The following is a 22,307-nucleotide window of genomic DNA, read 5'->3' as shown; positions in this document are numbered from 1 at the left end:
TCTAAAGCGTCGAGCAGCACAGCCAAAACCGGGGCAGTCGGAAATCGCATGCTTGAGCGCGTAGCGCAAGTTCGATTTCCGCCGGTTTTGGCGCGCAGCGCAGAGTACCCCGCAGGGGCGCTTTAGCAGGGTCGCCAGGGATCGTTAAGGGAGTGGCGAGACATTCCCTTGACCCGCCCGCAGGGCGGAACCAGCGTCCCCGGCAAGACGGGCAAAGTCAGTAAGCCCCACTCCCCTTCACCACCGTCCGTATCGTCTTGCAAACGATGGCCACGTCGTACCACAGGTTCCAGTTCTTCACGTACCACGCATCCAGCGCCACGCGCTCGTCGTAGGTGGTGTCGTTGCGGCCGGAGACTTGCCACAGCCCGGTCAGCCCCGGGCGGGCTTCCAGATAGAAATCCACCTTGTCGCCATAGCGCTCCAGCTCCTCGGTGATGATGGGGCGCGGGCCGACCAGGCTCATTTCGCCGCGCAGCACATTCCACAGCTGCGGGATCTCGTCGAGGCTGGTCTTGCGCAGAAAAGCGCCGATGCGGGTGATGCGCGGGTCGTTGCGCAGCTTGAAGTCCTTGTCCCACTCGGCACGGGCCTCGGGATCGGTGGCCAGCAGTTTTTCCAGCACTTCCTGGCTGTTGTGCACCATGGTGCGGAACTTCCAGCATTTAAACGGCTTGCCGTTCATGCCCACGCGCACATGGCCGAAGAACACTGCGCCCGGCCCGCCCTGACGCTTGATCTGTACCGCCACGAAGGCAAACAACGGCGACAGCAGCAGCAGGCCCACGCCGGCGCCGAACAGGTCGAACGCGCGCTTGAGCATGGTCAGCGACTTGACGGTGAGGTTGTTGCGCACGCGCAGCAGCAGCACTTCGTGGCTGAAGAAATGATGCGGCACCACGCCGAACAGCGGCAGGCCGGCAATCGGCGGAATCACGTGCAGATCCTTGTAGCGCAAGGACAGTTGCTCGATCTGCAGGCCGATATCACGCATTTCGTCCTGATCGGCCGCAACCACCACATGCGGGCGACCATTGCGGTCCAGCCAGTCCAGCAAGGTGACCGGCGTCAGGCTTTGCACCGGAATGCTCGCCTTGCCGAATTCAAATGCAGCCGGGGCACCAGGGCGCACGGCGATGAAGGACTGCACGGTAAAGCCCAGCTGCGGCTCGCTCATCATGGCGCGATAGGCGTCCTGCGCGTTGCTGTTGGCACCGATGATGACGGTGGGCAATTGCCATACCCCCAGCTTGAGCAGCAGGCCGCGCACACTGCCACGCAGCCAGGGCAACAAGACCAGCGCCAGCCCCCACGACATCGGCCACAGGAAACGCGAGATGGCGAACTTGCCGATCAGCACCAGCATGCCGTTGAGCAGTGCTGCCAGCAGCAGCGCGCGCAGGATTTCCAGCAACTCGTCCCAGAACGGCAGGCGCAGGCTGTAGTGGCCGCGCCACCAGAAGGTGGCGACGGTAATCAGCGCCAGACCGACGAAGCCTGCCGCCTGTTGCTGTCCTTCCCAATGCCACCAGTTATTCAAGCTGTTGCCGAAACGATGGCCGCGAAACAGCCACAGCAGCCCCACCGCCAGCAAAAAGGACACCGCCAGCGCGGCAAAATCGCCCAGCGCCAGCCAGGGTTTGGCACGCTCGGGCAACTGCGATTTATTGTGTTCGGTTTCAAGCATGCGGTTCTGCCTGTGCCACCGGCGCAATGCCATAGGCGGCGTAGAGTTTGCTCATCATGGTATCCAGCCCGTAGTGTGCACGGGCAAAGTTGCGCGCTTGCGCGCCCAGTTGGCGGCGCGCCTCGCGTGCGGCGATCAGCGGTTGCAGACGCTGCACGAAGTCGGCCGCGTCGCGCGCAAGGTAGCCATTTTCGCCATCGCGCACCAGATCACGATTACCAACTACATTGGTTGCCACCACCGGCAGGCCGGCAGCCATGGCTTCGATCACCGCCACCGGCAGCCCCTCCCAGCGCGAGGTCTGGATGTAGATGTCCAGGGTAGAGAGCTGCTGCAGTGCCGCAGCACGATCCACCCAGCCGCTAAGCTGCACGCCGGCCGCCTGCAGTACCGCTTCGCCATCGGCATCGCCGCCGCCTATCCAGACGAACTCGATGCCCTCACCACGCAGCAGGGTAGCAATCTCGGCAAACAGCTCGGGATTGCGCGCCAGCGCCACGCGGCCGACGGTGCCGATGCGCACCACGCCCTCATTGCCCGGCGCGGCCGGAATGGCATCCAGATCGACCGCGTTTTCGACCACCAGCACCCGCGAGGTCAGATGGTTGCGGATTTCCTGCCCCTCGGACGGCGAGCAGGCAATCAAGGTAACCGGCACGCGCGCCAGCAGCTTTTCGATCAACAGGAACACGCTGTTCTTCAGCCGCCCCTCGGCACGCTGCAGAAAGGACAAGCCGTGTGGCGAGAAAAAATAGCGCGGCCCGCGCACGAACAGCTTCACCAGCCGGCCCAGCGCACCAGCCTTGCTCGAATGCAGGTGCACCACATCCGGCTGCTGCTGACGCAGCAACGTGGCCAGTTGCCGACCGCAGCGCCAGTCGTTGCCGGGGTTGATGGCGCGGCCCATGCGCAGCTCAACGGTGACTACGCGTGGATCGAACAGCGCGCACCAGTTGGCCGGCGTTTCCTCGCGCAGCGAATGGATCAGGGTCACCTGGTGACCATCGCGCGCCTGCGCATTGGCCATGGCGCTGACCATGGACAGCGTGCCGGCGCCAAACGATTCGACCACGTGCACGATATGGCTCATGCGCGCTCCTTGCGCAGCCGCGACTTGAGCTTGAACACCAGCTTGTATGGCATGGCCAGCAGCGCTGCCGTACGTGCAATGCCGGCCAGCGCCGCCGCGCTGCCATCACTGTGACGGCGCTGCAGCTTGAGGCGCGAGCGCAGCTGCTTGTCGCGCTTGCTGTGTGAAATGCTGGTCGGGTCCAGCTCGTAGCGGATCAATACCTCGGGCAGGTTGGCGGTCTCGAAACGATTCACGAACTCCCAGAACAGCGCGTAATCCTCGGCGGCCGGGGTATCAAGCGGATACAACCCGGTCTGCGCCAGCGCCGCGCTGCGGAACATTACGGTCGGGTGAATGAAGGCCGAGTTGGCACGCATGGCCTTGACGATGGCGCTCTGCGCAGCCGGATGGCGCAACACGAATTGCTCAACCCCCTGCGGGTCGACCATGCTGGCCGCACCGCCTACCAGCATTACCGCCGGGTGTGCATCGAGGAAGGCGAGCTGGCGTGCCAGCCGGTCCGGCACGTTGAGGTCGCCGCAATCGAGGCGTGCCACCAGCTCGTAGCCGCGCGCCTGTATCCATTGCAGGCCGCTGTTCAGCGCATGTTCGATGCCCCGGTTCTGCGGCAGGTTCAGAAAGCGCACGATGCCGCGCGCGGCAAATGCCGCGCGGGCGGCATTGTGGTCGATGGGCGCGCGATTGCTGCCATCATCCACCACCAGTACATCGCACACCTCGTCCTTGCCGATCGAGGCGAGCGAGCGCTCCAGCCCCTGCGGGTTGTTGTAGTGCGGAATCAGCAGAACCACGCGCGGCAGCGGTTGATCAGTCATTGTTCTCGTCCAGGGGCTGCCAGCCCAGCGCCGCAGCGCACGAGTGGCAGGCGTATTCAAAATGCAGCACGCGCCGCGCCGCCGGCTGCAGCGCCTTGCGCGAGGCATGCCAGAGCAGCGGCGACATCAGCAGCACATCACCTGCAGCAGCCACGCACTCCACCGCCTCGCCATCCGGCACGGCGCCGCCCACGGCCAGATGCGAGCCGGGCAACACACGCAGGCAGCCGTTATCCTCGCCCGCGTCATCCAGATGCACGCGCAAGGTGAGCCGTTGCGCCAGCACATCGTGCGGCGGGCGCACATGCCATGCGCCATCCTTTTGCGACCATGGCCCCCAGCCGGGCGCATCAAAGCACTCGGCGGCCGTCACGGTCAAATCCTGATGCCAGCTCACCAGCCAGTTCTGCTGCGGCGATTTATCGAACAGCAAGGCGCGCACCAGGCTGCTTGGCGTGCCAAGCAAACCGCTGATCAGTGCTGCCAGCCGGCCATGCCGCGCCAGCGCGGCAACCTCGGGCAGCAGGCGGTCGATATGCCGCACACCACCCTGCCCGGCTGCTGGCGCATGGCCCGCGGTGAGCGCACGCAGCTGTGCCAGCTGGTCGACTGGTACAGCGTCACGCAGCCAGGCATAGCCCTGCTGCTGCAGCGCCGCTGCCAGCACGCTCAGCTCCACTTGCCGCCCCCGCCCAGCCACTGGCGCACCGCGCGCACCACGCCAAACGGTACCACCAGCCACACCAGTGGCTTGGCCAGCAGCAGCAGCGAGCGCGGCGACCAGTCAAAATGGCGCGCCAGAATGCGGAAACGGCTCCACTGCTGGCGACGGCGGCGCGACAGCGAAATGCCGCTGTCGTTGTACTCCGACCAGGTCAGCACTTCGGGCTGGTTGGCAGTCTGGTAGCGGGCAACAAAGCGCCAGAAATAGGCAAAGTCCTCTGCCGCCGGGGCATCCACCGGGTACAGGCCGATTTCGCGCACCGCGCTGATGCGGAACGCTACAGCCGGGTGGGTAAAGGCGTTGTCGTTATGCATGTGCCGCACGATCTGCGCATGCGTTTGCGGCTGGTGCAGGGTGAAGCGGTCACCGCTGGCATCAAAGAAGGTAACGGCGCTACCCAGCAGCGCAACGTCCGGGTTTGCATCCAGATACGCCTGCTGGCGCGCAAAGCGGTCTGGCGCTACACGGTCGTCGCAATCGAGGCGCGCGCAATAGGCATAGCCGGCGTCGACAATGGCCTGCAGGCCTGTATTGAGCGCATGTTCGATGCCGCGATTCTGCGGCAGATACAGCAGATGCAACTCGCCCCGCGCCTTGAATGCGGCACGCGCGCCGGCCTCATCCAGTGGCACGCGCGTACTGCCGTCATCGACGACGTAGACATCGACCGCTTCATCGGCGCCGATCGAGGCCAGCGAGGCATTCAGCCCGGCCGGGTTGTTGTAATGCGGAATCAACAGGGCAATACGGTTCATCGCTGTTCCAGCAGGGTTTGCCACTGCGCAAGCGTGGCGCTGGCGGCATAGTGTTGCGCACGCTGGCGCATCCAGCGTTGCAGTGCTTCACGCTGCGGTTGTTGCGCGGCAATCAGCGCGGCCAGTGCATCGCCGCTGGCCTCGGTGGTGACGAAATCGGCGCGGCGCTCGGCAAACAGTTCGTACACGCCGCCAGCGTCGGTCGAGGCCACCGGCACACCAGCCGCCAGTGCTTCCAGCACCACCAGCGGGCAGCCTTCAAAATTGGACGTCAGCAGCAGTACGTCGGCGCGCGCCAGATAGTCGCTCACATTGTCGCGCCGGCCGGCCAGCTGCAGTTGATCGCGCAGGCCGCGCTCGCTGGCAGCCTGCTCCAGCCACCCTTGCAGCGGGCCATCGCCCACCACGGTCAATTCAGCGGGGATGCCGCGTGCGTTCAGCGCTGCCAGCGTATCCAGCCACAGATGCGGTTGTTTTTCCTCGGCAATGCGGCCGACGAAGAGTACGCGCAGCACGCCATCCCCCTGCTGCGGTGCAGGTACAGGCTGACGGGCATCGACGAAATTGGGCAGCACGCGCCATTGCGCGCCGGGCGGCTGGCCCAGCCAGCGCCCCATCGACCCCAGCGCATGCTGGGATACGAACACCAGCTCGGCCACGCGGCGGTATACCAACTGGCAGGCACGGCGGTGCAGCGGGTTCATGCGTGCGAAGGCATCCAGCTCGGCCAGCGGGCCGTGCACCCAGCCCAGCACGCGCTTGCCCAGCCCGCGCGTGGCCAGATAAGCCATGTAGAGCGGCGACAGAAAGGTAGCGGCGATCACCACATCGTGCCCGCGCGCCAGCTTGCGCACCGCACACCACCCTGCCAGCCACGTCCACGGCTTGCGGCCATGCCAGCGGCTGGACAGATCAACGATATTCAGCGCGCCAGTGCGCCCGGCCCACAGATTGCGATTACCGGCGAGCAGCGCCACGGTCACCTCGATGCCGCGCTCGGCCAGACCTTCGCCCACCAGGGCAACGCAACGCTCGACGCCGCCCAGGCCCAGATCGCGCACCAGGAACAGCACCTTCATGCGCGCCCCCGCAAGCGTTTGGCCAAGCCATACAGGCCATCTCCCAGCAGCACGCGCAGCCGCTGGCGGCGCCATTTTCCCTGCTCCTCGACGGGGGGTGGCAGCTGCTCGCTCAACCGCCAGAACTGGCCCCACAAGCCAGGCGTCACGCCACGGGTGCGGATCAATGCATCCAGCCAGACGGTGTAAAAGGCCGGGGCTTGTGCCGGCTCGATGCGCACCAGCTCCTGCAAGCTGCCGCAGAATTCCTGCCACTCGCTGCGCGTCAGCGCCTGCTCGGGGCCGGACTGGCGTACAAAGCGCTGCTTGTCTTCGTCAGGCCAGCTCACCGGCAGTACAAATCGCGCGTAGTCGAGGCGCACCCCATGGGCGGTATGCGCCATCTCGTCGCGGCGGGTCTGGGTGATCTGGCCGGCGTGGATGCGGTAGTCGAGCAGCGGCTCGGCCACGGCGGTAAAGCGCGCACCGGCACGCGCCAGGGTGCACCACAGTGCATAGTCCTCGGCATGCCGCGCGTGCGGATCGTAACCATGCTGTTTGAACAGGCTGGCCCGTGCCAGCACGCCAGGGTGGGCAAACGGCGGGTTGAACAGCAGCGCGGCCTTGAGTGCGGCATCGGTGGCAGGCGGCAGCCACACGCCGCTGCGGCCGCCGATAAAGCGCACGCCCACGCCGCACACGTCGGCACCAGTCGCCTGCAGCGCGGCCAGTTGCTTTTCCAGCCGCAGCGGGTGGGCGATGTCATCACCATCCATGCGGGCGATCCACGCGCCGCGTGCGGCGGCGATGCCCTCGTTCAGGGTGGCGATCAGGCCACGGTTTTCGCGGCTGATGACGGTAAAGCGCGCGTCGCGCGCGGCATGTGCACGCAAGATCGCAGCGGTATCGTCAGTCGAGCCATCGTCTAGCGCAATGCACTCGAAATCGGTCACGGTCTGCGCGGAAATGGAGTCCAGCGTAGCCTGCAAAAACGGGCTGCTGTTGTAGCACGGCAGCACGAAGGAAATCAGCGGCGTGCTCATGCGCGCAGCCCTGCGTAGACCTTGCGGGCGCCCAGCCAGAAGGCGACCACGATGTAGAGCTCGACCACCACGACCACCTGCGCGGCGCGTACGGCTGGCTCGGCAGCGGACGGCAACAACAGGAACAGCAGCAGCACGTTGAGCAGGCCGGCAAGCATCAGCACGCGGCTGTAGTAGCGCTCGCGACCGAAGGGCAGCAGGGTTTGCGAGCCATACACATAGGACAGCGCGCCCAGCAGAATGGCCGGCGCCAGCCAGGCCACGGCTGAAGCCGAACCGGTCATGCTTTTGCCCAGCAGCGGGACGATCCACGGCGCCCCGATGATCAGGACTACCGTCGCGAGCAGGCCAGCGCCGCCCTGCAGCAGCCACGCCTTGCGGATGACGGCCAGTGCGGCCGGCGGGTTGGACTGCGCATGCTGGGCAATGCGTGGATAAGTGGCCTGCACCAGCGGCGCGATCAAGGTGCCCTGGACCACGTAGACCAAGCGATAAGCCGCCCCATAAAAGCCCATCTGCATGGGGCTAGCGAAAAAGCTCAGGATCAGGCCGGTTGACGTGGTGTAAAGATTGGTCGAAATCGCAGACAGGAAAAAGGGCCAGCTCTCGATCAGCGACTGGCGCATTTCTACCCGGTTCGGCGTGTGCCATGCCGGCCGTTTCAAACCCCAGCCACTGCACCACCACAGCGCGCCGGCCAGCATGGCCGGTGCCGCCTGCAGGGCCACCGCCAGTGCAACATCGTCCGGCCCGCGCACCAGCGTGAGCAGAAGGCCCAGCATCAGCACGCGCGACACCACCGTCAGCAAGGAGACCAGCCGGAATTCCTCGAAACCCTGGAAATACCATTGCGGAAAGAACACCGAGCTGATGATGTAGATCATCGAGAAGCCATACACCGGCGCATGCGCGCGCCAGTCACCAATCAACGCAATCAGCAGCGTCAGCACCGCGCACGCAAGCAGCGCCAACAGCGTCTTGGCGGCGTTGACCTTCCAGAACACCCGTGCCACAGCCTGCGGGTTGTCGCGCTGCTGCGCGATTTCGCGCACTGCCGACAGGTTGAAGCCGAAATCGGTAAACAACACCCCGTATTGCACGGCATAGAACGCCGCCATCAGCACGCCAAACCCTTCCGCTCCCAATGTGTTGGTGAGGAAAGGAAAAGTCAGCAGCGAGATCAGCGGGTTCAAACCCTGGACGATATACAGGGCAATGATGTTGGAGCGCATGCGCGCATCAAAGGTCATGGTCGGCTTTCGAAACAAAACGCCCCGGATTGTAACCCCGGGGCGTTCATCAGCGTGTAACCAGCGGTCCAATTCATGCAGGCGGCAGCGGCGGTTTCACATTCCCAGCAGGCGCGCGTGCTCGACCATCAGACAGGCATCCATCACCACGAACAGGCCGGCGGCGCGGGCGCGCAGCGCGGCAGCCTCGTTGATGATGCCCAGCTGTATCCACACCCCTTTGGCGCCACAGGCAATGGCCGCATCAACCACTGCATCGACCTCTTCGGCGCGGCGGAAGACGTTCACCAGATCAATCTCGCCCGGCACGCTGGCCAGGTCCGGCCAGGCAGGCTCGCCCAGCACCTCAGCTACCAGCGGCCGCACCGGTACGATGCCATAGCCGCGCTGCTGCATGTAGCGCGATACGCGGTAGCTGGCGCGCTCGGGCTTGGGCGACAGGCCGACGACGGCAATGCGGCGCATGGCGATCAGGAAATCGCGGATATCGGCATCGGGCGGGTTGTTAAACACGCTCAAGACCGGTGCTCCTGCGGGGCGCGCAGACCGGGGTGATCAGCCATCGGCCGGTCCAGATAGTAGCCCTGCACCAGATCGACGCCGATCTCGACCAGCATGTTGAGGATGGTTTCATCCTCGACGAACTCGGCAATGGTGGTCTTGCCCATGTCGTGCGCCATGCCGACCATGCCGCGCACGAACACCTGGCTGTCGCGGTCGCTGGGCAGATCCTTGATGAAGAAGCCGTCGATCTTGAGCACGTCGGCCTTCAGTTGCTTGAGGTAGGCAAACGAGGCAAAGCCGTTGCCGAAGTCGTCCAGACAGACCACGCAGCCGGTATCACGCAAGGCGTCGATGAAGCGCTGCGCATCGCGCAGGTCGGACACGGCGGCGGTTTCGGTCAGCTCCACCAGCAGGCGGCGCGGGTCCACCTGATATTCGCGCAGCATGCCGGCAATGAAGTCCGGCATGCCCGGCTCGTCGAACGAGCGGCCCGACACGTTCACCGCAATCGACGGCGCATGTGGTTTTTCCGCCAGCAACTGGATGGTGCGGCGGATCACCCAGCGGTCCAGCTCGATGATCTTGCCGGTCTTTTCCGCCGCCGGGATGAAATGCCCCGGCATGATCATATTGCCCGGGTTGGCCGGGTCTTTCATGCGTACCAGTGCCTCAAGGTGCTCCAGCTCGCGCGTGCGGGCGTCGTAAATACCCTGGAAGTACAGCTCGAAGCCTTCGTTTTCCAGCGCCTCCTGAATACGGTCTTTCCACGACAAACGCGACAGCGCACTCTTGGATTGATCGGCCTCGGCGCGGTACAGCCGCCAGGTCGATTTGCCGGCGGCCTTGGCTTGATACATGGCCGAGTCGGCATGCGCCACCAGCTCCGCCGCGGTATTGGCATGCTGCGGGAACAGTGCAACCCCCACCGAGCTGGACGGCTTGAGCACGTGACCGTCCACCGCAAACTGCAGCTGCGAGATATTGGCCACGATGCGTTCGGCCAGCTTGCTGACTTCGAACTCGTTGCAATCGGGCACCAGGATGGCGAATTCGTCGCCGCCCAGCCGTGACAGCACCTCGTGCCGGCGCACCTGGCTGCCGATCTCGCGGCCGATGCTTTTGAGCAGATCGTCACCCACGCCGTGACCAAAGGTGTCGTTCACGTACTTGAATTCGTCCAGATCGAAGAACACCAGCGCCATGGTGCCGTCGCGCCGGTCGGCCTCGGACACCATGCGCTCCAGCTCCTGCTGGAAGCGGTGGCGGTTATAGAGGCCGGTCAGCGCATCGCGTTCGGCCAGGTTGATCATGCGCTCGGCCAGTTGGCGTTGCTGGGTCACGTCCTCATACAGCCACATCTTGCCGTTGGCTGCGCCCTGCGCGTCCAGCACCTGATAGCACTGCTGGGTGATCACGCGGCCGTCATTCATCGTCAGCTCGCCGAAGTCGACGCGCTCCTCGCCCAGCGCATGGTCCTCCAGATAATGGCCGATGATATCGCCGATGGCCGGGCGGTTTTCCGCTTGCTGCAGCACTTGACCGATGGGCCGGCCGGCCAGCACGGCGGTAGCCGATACGCCCCACAGCATCGAGAACGCCGGATTGTGGAACAACACGCGGTTATCGTTATCGACGAACAGCACACCAAAGCGCATGGCCGACAGCAGCGCGGTCAGGCGCGAGCGCTCGCTCTCGGCGCGCTGCAGATAGCTTTGCCCCAGCGACTGGATCTGCCGCAGCTCGATCACGGCCTTGCGCAGCGACAGGCGATCATCCTTCAGCTCGGTATTGTCGCGCAGACTCAGGCGCAAGCCCTGATAGTGCTCGTCGGCATCGTAAATGGGCATCCAGTCGACCGAGGCCCAGAAATAACTGCCGTCGCGGCGCACCGCACGGAATTCGAAATCGCGGATTTCACTGTGCTCGGCCAGCCCCTTGTGCAGCGTATCGGCCAACCGCGCACGCTCTTCTGGCAGCGCCAGAGACAGCGGAAAATCACCCAGCAGCATGCAGGCATTGACCGAATAGCCGGTCAGCCGCTGAACCATGGTGTTGACCCAGACCAGTTTGCCCTCTGGGTTAAGCCACAATTCCACGCTGGGCGTGTAGTCGGCAATGGAGTGGAACTTGCGCTCGCTCTGCACCAGCACGTCGATCTGCTCGCGGATGCTGCGCCCCATGGCCACCACGCGGCGCGAAAGCCGGGCAACTTCATCGTCGCCGTGGATTTCCGGCAGGGCTTCAAAACGCTTGCTGGCCGAGCTTTCCACCTCGCCGATCAAATGAAGCAATCTGCGCCGGAACGCCAGCCCCAACGTAGCCAGCAACAGCAGCAGCAGCAGGCTGCCACCGAGCAACAACAGCAAGTTTTGCAGCAACAGCCGCTCCAGCCCACTCTGCTGCTCCTGCAACGACAGGCCAAAGCGCAAGCGGCCCAGCAACAGCCCTCCCTGCTCGATGCGTACTTCGGCATGTGCAACAGGCGGTAAAGGACCAGCCTGCAGCTCGGTCACCGCCGGCAGTTGTTGCGCCACATCCCAGCTACGCGCGGTGATCACACGCTCCTGCGCGTCCAGCAGCACCAGGTAATCGATACCTTCGGGCGCGCGCAAACGATCCAGCAAGTCGCCAGCACGCGCGTAGTCGTTGCTGCTCATCGGCCCGCTGAGTGCGGCGCCGAACAAGCGGGAGACCTCCTGCACGCGCACCTGCATGGTGTGGCGCGCGCTGTCGCGCCAAAGCCGGACGGTATTGAGCGTGAGCAGCACGATCAGCAACAGCTGCAGCACGCCGCCAAGCAACAGCAAGCGGCCCCGCAAGGTGGCAGGAAAAAGAAACGAAGGAATCCTCAACCGCATAGTCGCCAGCCCTGCTCGGGCTGCATCTCCCCACAGCCCCGCTGGCGCAGTTTCCGGCAACCGCGCCGCGGGCATTCAGTTATTCGAGATCGGCCGCCATCTGGCAGCGGCCTTTCGTTCTTATAGCGGTTTTATAAACACCTTGGAGCGTCGTTGATAATTGTAGAGGTGCTTTTTTTCAATCGGTAATTCATCCACCGTTGCCTGCGCAAAACCGCGCTCGACAAACCAGTGGCTGGTGCGGGTGGTCAATGCGAACAACTGGCGCAAGCCCATGCTGCGCGCCTGTTGCTCGATATGGCGCAGCAACTGCGCGCCCCTGTCTTCGTCGCGATAATCCGGGTCCACCACCAGGCAGGCCAGTTCGGCCATGCCACTGCTGGCAAACGGCTGCAGCGCCACGCAGCCGATGATCTTGCTGTCGTGCTCCAGCACAGCATAGCGGCTGATTTCGCGCTCCAGCTGCTCGCGGCCGCGCTTGACCAGCACGCCGGCCTCTTCCAGCGGTTCGATCAGCGCCAGCATGCCGCCCACATCGTCGATGGTAGCTTGCCGCAGCGCCTCGAGCGGTTCGCGCGAGATCATGGTGCCGATACCGTCGCGCGTGAACAACTCCATCAGCAGCGAGCCATCGACATGATGGGTAATCAGATGCGCCCGCGCCACGCCCTGCCGCACCGCACGAATGGCACAGGGCAGATAAAGCCGGATGTCCTCGTTGGCATCCGGATTGGCATCCATAAAGGTTTGCGCCTCGTGCGCGGTCAGTTCGGTCAGCAGCTGGCCTTCACGGTCGATCACGCCGTCGTGGCCGAACAGAAACAGCAGCTTGTCGGCCTTGAGCGCAATCGCCGCGCTGGTGGCCACGTCTTCGAGCGTGATGTTGAATACTTCGCCGGTAGGCGAATAGCCGATGGTGGACAACAGCACCAGTTCGCCGTCGTCCAGCCGGTAATTGATGGCCGTGGTATCGACCTTGCGCACCTGGCCGGTGTATTGCAGGTCGATGCCATCGACCACGCCCATGGGCTGCGCAGTGATGAAGTTGCCGGCCGACACGCGGATGTCGGCATTGGCCATCGGCGAGTTCGCCAGCCCCATCGACAGCCATGATTCGATTTCGACGCGCACGTGGCCTGCCGCCTGGATCACGCATTCCAGCGTGGACAGGTCGGTCAGCCGCACGCCCTTGTGATACTCGGGCACCAGGCCCCGTTCGGCCATGCGCGCATCGATCTGCGGCCGTGCGCCGTGCACCACTACCAGCCTTACCCCGAGGCTGGTCAGCAGGTTGATGTCGTGGGTCAGTGTGGCGAACTTGCCCTCGCGCACCACTTCACCGCCCAGCGCGATCACGAAGGTTCGGCCGCGGAACGCGTGGATATACGGCGCGGCCTGGCGAAACCAATCAACGAAATCGGCGGTGTGCATCAGTCTGGGGCTCCTGTTCCGGCAGGTCACAATGTCCTGCGCCCGACAAGAATAACGGTGCAGCTGCCACTTGGGAACGTCGGGATTTCCGCCTAGGCTGAAAGCAGCGTTCTTTTACCTCGACCAGGGGCCGGCCATGGGACAGTTGCGGGTGCCATTTGCATTGCTGATCGTGCTGTTTGCCGCCCCCGTGCTGGCACTGGATCACGTGGATCTGGCCGTGGGGCAACTGGCACGCCCTACCGGCAGCAGCGCCCCGAACGTAGTGCAGGCAAGCGCCGGCTGGAACCTGCCGTGGCACTGGCTGGACAGCGACAGCGGCCAGTTGCAGTCCAGGCTGGATGTCGATGCAGGCTACATCGGCACCGCAAGTGGCGATGTCTGGCACGCGGCGATTTCGCCGGTGCTGCGCTACCAGTGGCATGCGGCGGAACAGCGGGGGTTTTTTGTCGAGGCCAGCATCGGGCTGGCATGGGTTTCGGCACAGCACTGGAACGACGAACACGATATGGGTACGCGCGTGCTGTTTGCCGACCGGCTGGGCATGGGCTACCGCTTTGGCATGCAGGAGGTGGGGCTGCATGTGCTGCATTACTCGAATGCCGACACGGCCGAACACAACGCCGGGGCCGAGGTGGTTTACCTGCGTTACGGGCGATGGTTCTGACAGAAAGACGATGGCAGGCCAAGCGGGCAGCGCGTTCAGCGGCGCCGGGCTTGCGGTAGCGCTTACTCGGCCACTTCCACCCGGCCACGCCCGCTGTGCTTGGCGCGGTACATCGCCTCGTCAGCACGCAGGACCAGCGCACGGCCGTTTTCCTCGGCCTTGAGCGCGGCAATGCCGGTAGAGAAATTGACGTCGATGCGCTGGTTCTTGTGCAGGAAGGGGGTGCGGTGTGCCACGGTGCGCAGGCGGTCCACCACGTATTGCGCGCCATGCACATCGGTTTCGGGCAGCAGCAGCAGGAATTCCTCGCCGCCATAGCGCACCAGCACATCCGATTCACGCAGCACGGCCTTGGCCAGATTGGTGACGTGGATCAGCACCTGGTCACCGGTCAGATGACCGTGACGATCATTGATCAGCTTGAAGTCATCCAGATCGAACATCACCACCGCCAGCTTGCTGTTGTGGCGTTGCGCGCGCTTGACCTCGGTGGCCAGCACATGATCGAAGCCCTGGCGGTTCAGTGCGCCGGTCAGCGCATCCTGCTCCAGCATCTTGCGGTTGAACGCGAGGTCCTGCTCGATATGCTTGACCGCATCGCGGATCGAACGCAGGTCGGCGGTTGAGGTCGATACCGTGCTGTGAATGTCATTGGTGGAATCGATCAGCTCGTTGAGCAGCGATTCAAGCGCCGTATGCGCCTCTTCCACACTCATGCTGCGGCTCTCGTGCGCCTGCTTGGCATCCTGCAATGCATCCAGGCTGCCGCTCATGCGCTCACCGCCGGCCACCAGTGCCTCGACCAGTTCGGTCGTGGTTTCGTGTGCGTCACTGACAGCGTCATCCAGCTTGACCAGTATCTGCCACGCGTTTTGCAGCTCGGCGTTGTTTTTGGTTTCCGGCGACTTGATCGTGACGATGGCGTTGTAGAATTGGGCGTAGTTCTCCGGCGTGGGCGGCAAGCCACGCTCGGACAATCGCTTGAGGGCGATTCTGGCCACTTCGACCGGATTGACCGGCTGCGTCGTCGTCATGATCTGGGTTGGGGTCCGTCAGTATTTCGGAAACCGGCCGATTCTACGCAAGCTGGCGTGGTTCGCCAACTGTTGCACCAATTTTACAAGCCGTTCATCTATCAGCGTTTTTGGGTCTTGCATGCACATCCACATTCTTGGCATTTGCGGTACTTTCATGGGCGGCCTTGCCGCACTGGCCCGCGAGGCAGGCCACACCGTCACCGGCTGCGATGCCGGCGTCTATCCGCCCATGTCCACGCAACTGGAAGCACTGGGCATTGCACTGATCGAGGGCTGGGACGCCAGTCAGCTTGAGCTCAAGCCCGATCTCTTCGTAGTCGGCAACGTGATGAAACGCGGCAACCCGCTGATGGAAGAAATCCTCAATCGCGGCCTGCCCTACACCAGCGGGCCGGAATGGCTGCGTGACCACATCCTGGCCGACAAGTGGGTGCTGGCCGTGGCCGGCACGCACGGCAAGACCACCACCAGCGCCATGCTGGCCTGGATACTGGAAGACGCCGGCCTTGCACCGGGCTTCCTCGTGGGCGGCGTGCCGGAGAACTTCGGCATCTCGGCGCGCATGCCGGGCAAGCCGGCGCAAGACCCCGCTTCGACTTCGCCGTTCTTCGTGATCGAGGCCGACGAATACGACACCGCGTTTTTCGACAAGCGCAGCAAGTTTGTCCACTACCGGCCGCGCACCGCCATACTGAACAATCTGGAATTCGACCACGCCGACATCTTTGCCGATCTGGCCGCGATTGAAACGCAGTTCCACCATCTGGTGCGCACCGTGCCCGGCAACGGCCGGCTCGTCGTCAACGGCCGCGAGGAGAGTCTGGACCGCGTATTGCAGCGCGGCCGCTGGACCGAATTCGAGCGTTTTGGCGTCGAGGGCGGCTGGTCAGTCGGCGCACACTATGCCGACGGCTTCGACGTGCTGTTCAAGGGCGAGCCGCAAGGCCGGCTGCAATGGGAACTGCTGGGCGAGCACAACGCATTGAACGCGCTGGCGGCCATTGCGGCCGCACGCCATGTCGGGGTTGCACCAACAACGGCGATTGCCGCACTGGGGCGCTTCCGCAACGTGAAACGCCGCATGGAGATCAAGGGCGTGGCTGGCGGTGTGACGGTGTATGACGACTTTGCCCACCACCCGACCGCCATTGCCACCACGGTGGCCGGCCTGCGCAAGAAAGTCGGCGCGGCGCGCATTCTTGCCGTGCTGGAACCGCGCTCGAACACCATGAAGCTGGGTACGATGAAGGAAGCGCTACCCGGCTCGCTCAAGGATGCCGACCTGGTGTTCTGTTACGGCGCCAATCTGGGCTGGAACCCGGCCGAAGCACTGGCACCGCTGGGCGGCAAGGCGCAAAGCTTTGATGATCTGGATGCGCTGGTGGCAGCGGTTGCCGCAGCAGCACACGCTGGCGATCACGTGCTGGTGATGAGCAACGGCGGCTTTGGCGGCGTGCATGGCAAGCTGCTGGAACAGCTGACGCAGTAAACGTGACGCAAACAGACGTCATATCAGGGTAAGGTTTTTTGACGCGGCAGCAGGAAGGCTGAACAATCGATCCTCTGGAACCCATTCAGCTCGTGAATGGGTTCACTGAATAGAACGGGCGCCATGACGCCCGACCACGAGGACCCGAGATGAACAAGCGCATTACCGCCCTGCTGGCCGGTGCCCTGCTGGCCTGCGCCAGCCTGCCTGCACTGGCCGTTACCCAGGAAGAAGCCAACAAGGCTGCCGCCAAGACCGCCCAGCACGGGCCGATCGACATCAAGCTGATCGATCAGGCCGTGCTCAAGCTGCCGCAAGGCTACACCTTTGTCCCCAAGGCTGAAGCCGCCCAGTTGCTGGATGCCATGGGCAATCAATCCAGCGATGACCTGCTGGGCATCATCCTGCCCGAGAACGAAAAATCCAGCTGGTTCATGGAGCTGAGCTTCGAGAAATCCGGCTACATCAAGGATGACGACGCCAAGGACTGGAATGCCGACGATTTGCTGACCAGCCTCAAGGAAGGTACCGAGGACGGCAACAAGATGCGCAAGGAGCGCGGCATCCAGGAATTCGAGGTGCTAGGCTGGGTGGAAAAACCGAACTACCGCGCCGATGCACACCAGCTGGTCTGGTCGGCCAATACCCGCAACAAGGGTGCACCGGCCAGCGAGGAACAAGGCGTCAACTACAACACCTATGCGCTGGGCCGTGAAGGTTATGTGAGCATGAACCTCGTGACCGGCATGAACACGGTGGAACAGGAAAAACCCGAAGTCAAAGCCATGCTGGCAGCGCTGAACTTCAACGAGGGCAAGCGCTATCAGGACTTCAACGCGTCCACCGACCATATTGCCGAGTATGGTCTGGCCGCACTGGTGGCCGGCGTGGGCGCAAAGAAACTGGGCCTGCTTGCCATCATGGGCGCCTTCTTCGTCAAATCATTCAAGCTGATCCTGCTGGCAGTTGCCGGTGGCTTTGCCGCCATCCGCAAGTTTTTTGGCGGCAAGAAGGAAGCGGCTGAATAATCCGGCCACCAACTTCGACTGCCAGCGGCTGAACGGCTGTTGGCAGCGCCAGCCGGCGCGCTATAACGTAAGCATCGCCCCTGCCGGCCTGCCGCCATGCTCAGTGATGCCCTGCTGCACCGATTGCGCAATGGCGTAGCGCTGTTGCACGACTTTTCCGACGACGATGTGCGCGAGTTCGTCGGCCATTGCAGCGCACAAAACCGCTCTGCCGGTGAACGCATCATCGCCGAGGGCGAACACGGCCGCGCCATGTATATCGTGCTGGCCGGCACGCTGCGGGTGCTCAATACCGCCGTCTACCCACCCGTGCAACTGGCCGAGCTCGCTGCCGGCGATACCTTCGGCGAGCTGGCGCTGCTCGATTTCGGCGCACGCTCGGCCTGTGTCGATACGCTGACCGAAGTGCGCCTGCTGGAGTTCGACCGCAGCCAGCTGGTGCGCATTCCCTTGCTGCAGACCAAGCTGTATCACAACCTGGCGCTGATGCTGGCCGAACGGCTGCGCGAAACCAACGCGCTGGTCGGCATGCTGGCCGCTGGCACGCGCGGCGGCGGAATGCATGCATCCCAAACCGATGCGCAAGCCAAACGGCAAATGCTCAACCGTCACTGACCCCGCCAGCAGCGCTACCGTCGCGCCAGGCGCAGCGGCGTTACCACCAGACCGGCTCGGCCTCCAGCTGCACACCAAACCGGGCGGCCACGTCACCCTGTACCGCAGCGGTCAGCGCTGCCACGTCGGCACGCGCAGCCCCACCGTGATTGACCAGCACCAGCGCCTGTTTCTCGTACATGCCCACCGGGCCCAAGCGGCGGCCCTTCCAGCCCGCCTGCTCGATCAGCCAGCCGGCAGCCAGCTTGGCCAGTCCCTCGCCAGCCGGATAGGACACCAGCTGCGGAAACTGCTGCAGCAGCGCATCGCGCTGGCTGGCGGCAATGATGGGGTTTTTGAAGAAACTGCCGGCATTGCCGATCTGCGCCGGATCGGGCAATTTGCGGCGGCGCACCGCCATCACCGCCTGTGCCACGCCGGCATGTGACAGCGGCAAGCCCTGAGCAGCGATTTCCTGCTGCAGATCGCCATAGCCGGTGACCAGCGGCGCATTCTTGGGCAGGCGGAACACCACCTCGGCAATCAGCCAGCGGCCCGCCTCGGCCTGCTTGAAAATGCTGTCGCGGTAGGCAAACGCGCATTCGGCATTGCTGAACACGCGCGGCGCGCCATCCTGCAGCGACCAAGCGGTCAGCGCAAACAGCCGGTCTTTCACTTCGACACCATAGGCGCCGATGTTCTGGATCGGGGCAGCGCCCACCGTGCCGGGGATCAAGGACAGGTTTTCCAGCCCGCCCCAGCCCTGCGCCAGCGTCCATTGCACGAAGTCGTGCCAGTTCTCGCCGCCACCCGCCGCCACGTAATACGCGTCGTCATCCTCGCGCAGCAGCCGGCGGCCGGGCACGGCCACTTGCACGGTCAGGCCCTCTACCCTTTCGGGCAGTACCAGATTGCTGCCGCCACCGAGCACATGCCAGAGCTGCGCGCGCAGCGTTGCATCGGCCAGCAGTTGCAGCAGGTCGGCGTGCTCGCGCACCGTCGCAAACCGTGCGGCAGAGGCAGTCAGGCCCAGTGTATTGAGGGAGGTCAGCGCAGCATCGGTGTGGATGGCGGTCATGGCGTGGCAGGTGCGGAAACAAGCTGCCCATTATCCGGCATGCCCCCGCCCCCTCAAAGCCGCAGGCAGAAAAAAGCCGGAACGGCGTAACCGTTCCGGCATGAGAGAGCGGGCCTGGCATGGTCAGCGGCCCGGTGAGACCCGACCATGCCTGGAGAACGCGGCCCGTTATAAGGCGAATTACTTGATGGCGCCGATCAATGCCTGGCACTCGGCCGCGGTAACGTTCTCGCCGCAGGTGGCGATCTGGTCTTGCGGCTTGCCGTCAGCCACGTCGCTCAGCACCTTGTTGCCCAGCACGTAGTTGACGGCGTTCAGGTTGTAGCCGTTATCCTGCTCCACTTGCCAGAAGAACACGCCAGCCAGCTGCTTGTCCTTGGCGTATTGCGCCTTCAGACCGGCAGTGCGCGGGGTTTCGGCAGTGATGAAGGACCAGCCGGCCGGGCCGATCGGGTTCACCAGATAATCGGCATTGGTGACCTTGTCGGTGTACAGGTGGTAGCCATTGCGCGGCTTCAGGTCACGATCCAGGTAGTTCTGGTAGAAATCGTAACCTTCGACCACGCCGGCTTCCCACGAACCCACGCCGGCAATCGCCAGGATGCTGGCTACGCCGGTGGCGTTCACGTCACCGAAGGTCGAATCACCCTTCAGGCCATTGGTGTACTCCTTGATATCGCCCGGCAGGATGGCTTTGGCGCGGTGGTAATTCGCCACGCCGATCATCATCTTGTTGAACGGCACACCGTACTGGCTGTTCAGGTACTCGATCGTCCAGCTGGCCGATACACCGGTGGAAGAACCATTGGCGTTCGGGTTGTTGTACAGCGGGGTGTGATGGCTGATATTGCGCTCCCATGCACCAGTCAGGTCATAGGTCATCACGTACAGACGGTCGAGGTACTGGTTGATCTGGCGCCAGTCGAGCTTGTCCAGCGGGCCCTTGGTGGCCGGGATGGCGGACGACAGGCGATACTTCTTGCCAGTCTTCACCGTCAGCCAGTCCAGACCGGCACGCAGGTCCTTCAACAGTTGCAGGTAGTTTTGCGGATCATCCGGACGCGCCATGCCGGCGACTGCGCCATCGGTACCCGGGTATTCCCAGTCGATGTCGATGCCGTCGAAGTCATAGCGCTGCAGGAAGCTCACCACCGAATCCACGAAGGCCTTGCGACGGGTGGTATCGGACGCCATCCACGGGAAGCCTTCGCCCAGCGTCCAGCCACCGATCGACAGATCGAGGTGCAGGTTGGGGTTGGCCTTGCGCAGGTTGTACAGCACGCCGAACACGCCAGCGACATCATCCTTGCCGATGTCGTACATGCTCTCGGTGCCGCTGATCTTGGCAGTCTGGCCGCCATTCAAGGTGCGCAGGAAAGCAGCCTCGAAGTCGGCCATGGCCATGGCGCCATCCGGCAGCTTGGACTGCTTGCAGGTACGCAGCACCGCAGCCGGTGCCGTGGTCGGGAAGCCCGGCTCCTGGGTGTTCTTGGCCGCCGGGAAGCAGATACCGGCAAAGCCATACACCAGACGGTCCAGGTTCTTCACCGGCAGGCGGCTGAAGTCATACTGGCGGCCATAGATGGCCCAGTCACCCAGATAGGCCACGCGTTCCTGGCCGGCACCGGTGTCATAGGTGTTGTACTGCAGCGGCAAGGTGCCCGACGGCAACTTGGCCACACGACCACCGGTATCCGAATCGAAGCCCGGATGGTTGCCGCCCGGATCGGTAGCAGGGTTGATGCCGCCGCGCACGCCGGTCAGGGTCGACGCGGTATTGGAGATGCGTGCAGCCGACAGCTTGCCGGAGGCCTGCACCTTGCCCGAATTGGTGTTGCCACCCACCGGTTGCGCAGTACCGTAGTTGATGGTGTTCGGGATGGTGACCGGGCACAGCTCGACATCCGGCACGCCGACCAGCTTCCACTGATTGGTGTACACGGTGCTGTCAGGCGGAATGGCATAGGTATCGACCAGTGCCTGATAGGCCTTGCCGTTGTAACCGGCCAGCGCGCCCTTGGCATAGATCTTGGTAGCCAGATAGTCCGGCGCGCAGTAGTGGGCGGTCGGCAGCGGGGTCGGGGTTGGCTGGCCCGGCACGGTGGTCGGCACCGGTGTCGGTGTGCCACACGGGCCACCCGGTTGCCACAGCGCCGGTACATTGGGCGGCTCCCAGCCGGCCAGTGCGGTGTGTGCGGCACGCGCGGTATAGCCTACGCCGTTGTAGCTGACGTTCAAACCTGCGGTCACAGCCAGGCCCGGCGCCCAAGCGGTGCAGCCGGTAGTCGGGGTCGGCGTGACTGTTGGGGTGGTGGTGGGTGTGGTCGTCGGCGTAGTGGTCGGTGTAACCACTGGGGTCGGGGTGACGGGCTTGGTGGTCGGGGTAACAACCGGCGTCGGTGTGACGACCGGGGTCGGTGTGACCGGCTTGGGAGTCGGCGTAACGGTCGGTGTTGGCGTCGCAGTCACGACCGGGGTCGGTGTGACGTTGTTCGACGGGCCCAGATCCTGCCACAGCGTCGGCGTCGACGAGGGGTTCCAGCCGGCACCGACATAAGCGGTGTGGGTTACCAGTGCCTTGTAATCATGGCCGTTGTAGCTGACCACGGTACCGCTGGTATAGGTGCTGCCTTCCTGCCAGGCAGGCGCGGCGTAAACGACAGCCGCCGTCATGAGCGCGAGCAATAGCCCGGCCCACCGTTTCTTGTTTGCCATCTCTTCCTATCCTTCTTCTTATAAACCAGATGAATGAATGCCACTTTGGGCAATCGTCATTTGCAGCCGGTCTGGGCCTGCGCCGGGACTTTTGATGGAAATGCAAACGGTCGCCGACCCGTACTGCACCAAGCGCAAACTGGGCCATCGTAGTTAAACCAGCACCGTTGTCAATGCGTGCAAATCAAATACAAGCCACTGATTTTCAATGTTTTTATTTGAAAATATTAGCGTATTTTCATTTACGGTAAGCTGGTAATCAATACGCTGCCCATTCCTGCCTGATTGCCGCGCTTTATTACAGAAACAAAACGGCAATCAGGAGGGTGAGCGGATGAAGCGTAATGACCCCGGGCATGCGCAATGTCGGTGTCATGAGGCGGGAGTTGGCTTGTAGCCGCGATGCAATGCACCATGACGGCGCAGAAACGGCATGAATAAGCAGCTGTGAAACGGGCCACAGGCTTACAAAACCTGAACA

General features: G+C 63.6%; 18 protein-coding genes. 4 read left to right on the top strand and 14 right to left on the bottom strand.

Annotation, left to right across the window (positions count from 1 at the left end):
- Positions 1–217 precede the first annotated feature (217 nt).
- The 11 genes from wbaP to argA form a co-directional block, all read right to left on the bottom strand.
- Positions 218–1,687: an undecaprenyl-phosphate galactose phosphotransferase WbaP gene (gene wbaP / locus B9A19_RS16825; protein WP_176216988.1), complete on the bottom strand. Its 1,470-nt coding sequence runs from the start codon at positions 1,685–1,687 to the stop codon at positions 218–220.
- A complete protein-coding gene (locus B9A19_RS16820; RefSeq protein ID WP_084092326.1) occupies positions 1,680–2,777 on the bottom strand; it encodes a glycosyltransferase in 1,098 nt (365 codons plus the stop codon). Before B9A19_RS16820 ends, wbaP begins: the two co-directional genes overlap by 8 nt.
- Positions 2,774–3,595, bottom strand: a complete 822-nt coding sequence (locus tag B9A19_RS16815) for a glycosyltransferase (protein WP_176216987.1) — start codon at positions 3,593–3,595, stop codon at positions 2,774–2,776. Before B9A19_RS16815 ends, B9A19_RS16820 begins: the two co-directional genes overlap by 4 nt.
- Complete coding sequence (locus B9A19_RS16810; protein ID WP_176216986.1) at positions 3,588–4,262, bottom strand: phytanoyl-CoA dioxygenase family protein; 675 nt, start codon at positions 4,260–4,262, stop codon at positions 3,588–3,590. The genes B9A19_RS16815 and B9A19_RS16810 overlap by 8 nt, the downstream gene beginning before the upstream one ends.
- A 2-nt stretch (positions 4,263–4,264) precedes the next feature.
- A complete protein-coding gene (locus B9A19_RS16805; RefSeq protein ID WP_084092323.1) occupies positions 4,265–5,074 on the bottom strand; it encodes a glycosyltransferase in 810 nt (269 codons plus the stop codon).
- Positions 5,071–6,153, bottom strand: a complete 1,083-nt coding sequence (locus tag B9A19_RS16800) for a glycosyltransferase (protein WP_176216985.1) — start codon at positions 6,151–6,153, stop codon at positions 5,071–5,073. The genes B9A19_RS16805 and B9A19_RS16800 overlap by 4 nt, the downstream gene beginning before the upstream one ends.
- Positions 6,150–7,175, bottom strand: coding sequence for a glycosyltransferase family 2 protein (locus B9A19_RS16795; RefSeq protein ID WP_084092321.1), 1,026 nt, complete (start codon positions 7,173–7,175; stop codon positions 6,150–6,152). The genes B9A19_RS16800 and B9A19_RS16795 overlap by 4 nt, the downstream gene beginning before the upstream one ends.
- Positions 7,172–8,425: an oligosaccharide flippase family protein gene (locus tag B9A19_RS16790; protein ID WP_084092320.1), complete on the bottom strand. Its 1,254-nt coding sequence runs from the start codon at positions 8,423–8,425 to the stop codon at positions 7,172–7,174. Before B9A19_RS16790 ends, B9A19_RS16795 begins: the two co-directional genes overlap by 4 nt.
- 96 nt (positions 8,426–8,521) lie before the next feature.
- Positions 8,522–8,938, bottom strand: coding sequence for a CoA-binding protein (locus B9A19_RS16785; RefSeq protein WP_084092318.1), 417 nt, complete (start codon positions 8,936–8,938; stop codon positions 8,522–8,524).
- A 2-nt stretch (positions 8,939–8,940) separates the two neighbouring features.
- Positions 8,941–11,736 (bottom strand): bifunctional diguanylate cyclase/phosphodiesterase, encoded by a 2,796-nt coding sequence (locus B9A19_RS16780; RefSeq protein ID WP_176216984.1) that lies wholly within the window; start codon positions 11,734–11,736, stop codon positions 8,941–8,943.
- A gap of 171 nt (positions 11,737–11,907) precedes the next feature.
- Positions 11,908–13,218: an amino-acid N-acetyltransferase gene (gene argA / locus B9A19_RS16775; RefSeq protein ID WP_084092314.1), complete on the bottom strand. Its 1,311-nt coding sequence runs from the start codon at positions 13,216–13,218 to the stop codon at positions 11,908–11,910.
- 136 nt (positions 13,219–13,354) lie between these two features.
- On the opposite strand from argA, the gene B9A19_RS16770 reads away from it, so the two are divergent.
- Complete coding sequence (locus B9A19_RS16770; RefSeq protein WP_084092312.1) at positions 13,355–13,885, top strand: acyloxyacyl hydrolase; 531 nt, start codon at positions 13,355–13,357, stop codon at positions 13,883–13,885.
- A gap of 62 nt (positions 13,886–13,947) precedes the next feature.
- On the opposite strand, the gene B9A19_RS16765 is transcribed toward B9A19_RS16770, so the two are convergent.
- Positions 13,948–14,919, bottom strand: coding sequence for a GGDEF domain-containing protein (locus tag B9A19_RS16765; RefSeq protein ID WP_084092310.1), 972 nt, complete (start codon positions 14,917–14,919; stop codon positions 13,948–13,950).
- Between the two features lie 121 nt (positions 14,920–15,040).
- Here B9A19_RS16765 and mpl point away from each other — a divergent pair, with 121 nt between their 5' ends.
- From mpl to B9A19_RS16750, 3 genes are all read left to right on the top strand, one after another.
- Complete coding sequence (mpl, locus tag B9A19_RS16760; protein WP_084092308.1) at positions 15,041–16,411, top strand: UDP-N-acetylmuramate:L-alanyl-gamma-D-glutamyl-meso-diaminopimelate ligase; 1,371 nt, start codon at positions 15,041–15,043, stop codon at positions 16,409–16,411.
- A 149-nt stretch (positions 16,412–16,560) separates the two neighbouring features.
- Positions 16,561–17,439, top strand: coding sequence for a DUF2167 domain-containing protein (locus B9A19_RS16755; RefSeq protein ID WP_084092306.1), 879 nt, complete (start codon positions 16,561–16,563; stop codon positions 17,437–17,439).
- Between the two features lie 96 nt (positions 17,440–17,535).
- Positions 17,536–18,054, top strand: coding sequence for a cyclic nucleotide-binding domain-containing protein (locus B9A19_RS16750; protein WP_084092304.1), 519 nt, complete (start codon positions 17,536–17,538; stop codon positions 18,052–18,054).
- A gap of 40 nt (positions 18,055–18,094) precedes the next feature.
- Here B9A19_RS16750 and murB read toward each other — a convergent pair whose 3' ends face one another.
- Positions 18,095–19,111 (bottom strand): UDP-N-acetylmuramate dehydrogenase, encoded by a 1,017-nt coding sequence (gene murB, locus B9A19_RS16745; protein WP_084092302.1) that lies wholly within the window; start codon positions 19,109–19,111, stop codon positions 18,095–18,097.
- 180 nt (positions 19,112–19,291) lie between these two features.
- The gene (locus tag B9A19_RS16740; RefSeq protein ID WP_084092300.1) at positions 19,292–21,826 is read right to left on the bottom strand and encodes a glycosyl hydrolase family 18 protein; all 2,535 of its coding nucleotides are present in this window, start codon (positions 21,824–21,826) and stop codon (positions 19,292–19,294) included.
- Positions 21,827–22,307 lie beyond the last annotated feature (481 nt).

This window comes from Andreprevotia lacus DSM 23236 (assembly GCF_900176275.1).
In the GTDB taxonomy this organism is placed as follows: domain Bacteria; phylum Pseudomonadota; class Gammaproteobacteria; order Burkholderiales; family Chitinibacteraceae; genus Andreprevotia; species Andreprevotia lacus.
Note: the sequence above shows the minus strand (reverse complement) of the source record. Positions and strands in the feature narration are given on the sequence as shown.

Coding starts and splice junctions, on each gene's coding strand:
- B9A19_RS16740 (WP_084092300.1), bottom strand. CDS start 21,826: ATGGCAAACAAGAAACGGTGGGCCGGGCTATTGCTCGCGCTCATGACG.
- B9A19_RS16820 (WP_084092326.1), bottom strand. CDS start 2,777: ATGAGCCATATCGTGCACGTGGTCGAATCGTTTGGCGCCGGCACGCTG.
- B9A19_RS16805 (WP_084092323.1), bottom strand. CDS start 5,074: ATGAACCGTATTGCCCTGTTGATTCCGCATTACAACAACCCGGCCGGG.
- B9A19_RS16755 (WP_084092306.1), top strand. CDS start 16,561: ATGAACAAGCGCATTACCGCCCTGCTGGCCGGTGCCCTGCTGGCCTGC.
- argA (WP_084092314.1), bottom strand. CDS start 13,218: ATGCACACCGCCGATTTCGTTGATTGGTTTCGCCAGGCCGCGCCGTAT.
- B9A19_RS16770 (WP_084092312.1), top strand. CDS start 13,355: ATGGGACAGTTGCGGGTGCCATTTGCATTGCTGATCGTGCTGTTTGCC.
- B9A19_RS16790 (WP_084092320.1), bottom strand. CDS start 8,425: ATGACCTTTGATGCGCGCATGCGCTCCAACATCATTGCCCTGTATATC.
- B9A19_RS16800 (WP_176216985.1), bottom strand. CDS start 6,153: ATGAAGGTGCTGTTCCTGGTGCGCGATCTGGGCCTGGGCGGCGTCGAG.
- B9A19_RS16765 (WP_084092310.1), bottom strand. CDS start 14,919: ATGACGACGACGCAGCCGGTCAATCCGGTCGAAGTGGCCAGAATCGCC.
- wbaP (WP_176216988.1), bottom strand. CDS start 1,687: ATGCTTGAAACCGAACACAATAAATCGCAGTTGCCCGAGCGTGCCAAA.
- mpl (WP_084092308.1), top strand. CDS start 15,041: ATGCACATCCACATTCTTGGCATTTGCGGTACTTTCATGGGCGGCCTT.
- B9A19_RS16750 (WP_084092304.1), top strand. CDS start 17,536: ATGCTCAGTGATGCCCTGCTGCACCGATTGCGCAATGGCGTAGCGCTG.
- murB (WP_084092302.1), bottom strand. CDS start 19,111: ATGACCGCCATCCACACCGATGCTGCGCTGACCTCCCTCAATACACTG.
- B9A19_RS16815 (WP_176216987.1), bottom strand. CDS start 3,595: ATGACTGATCAACCGCTGCCGCGCGTGGTTCTGCTGATTCCGCACTAC.
- B9A19_RS16795 (WP_084092321.1), bottom strand. CDS start 7,175: ATGAGCACGCCGCTGATTTCCTTCGTGCTGCCGTGCTACAACAGCAGC.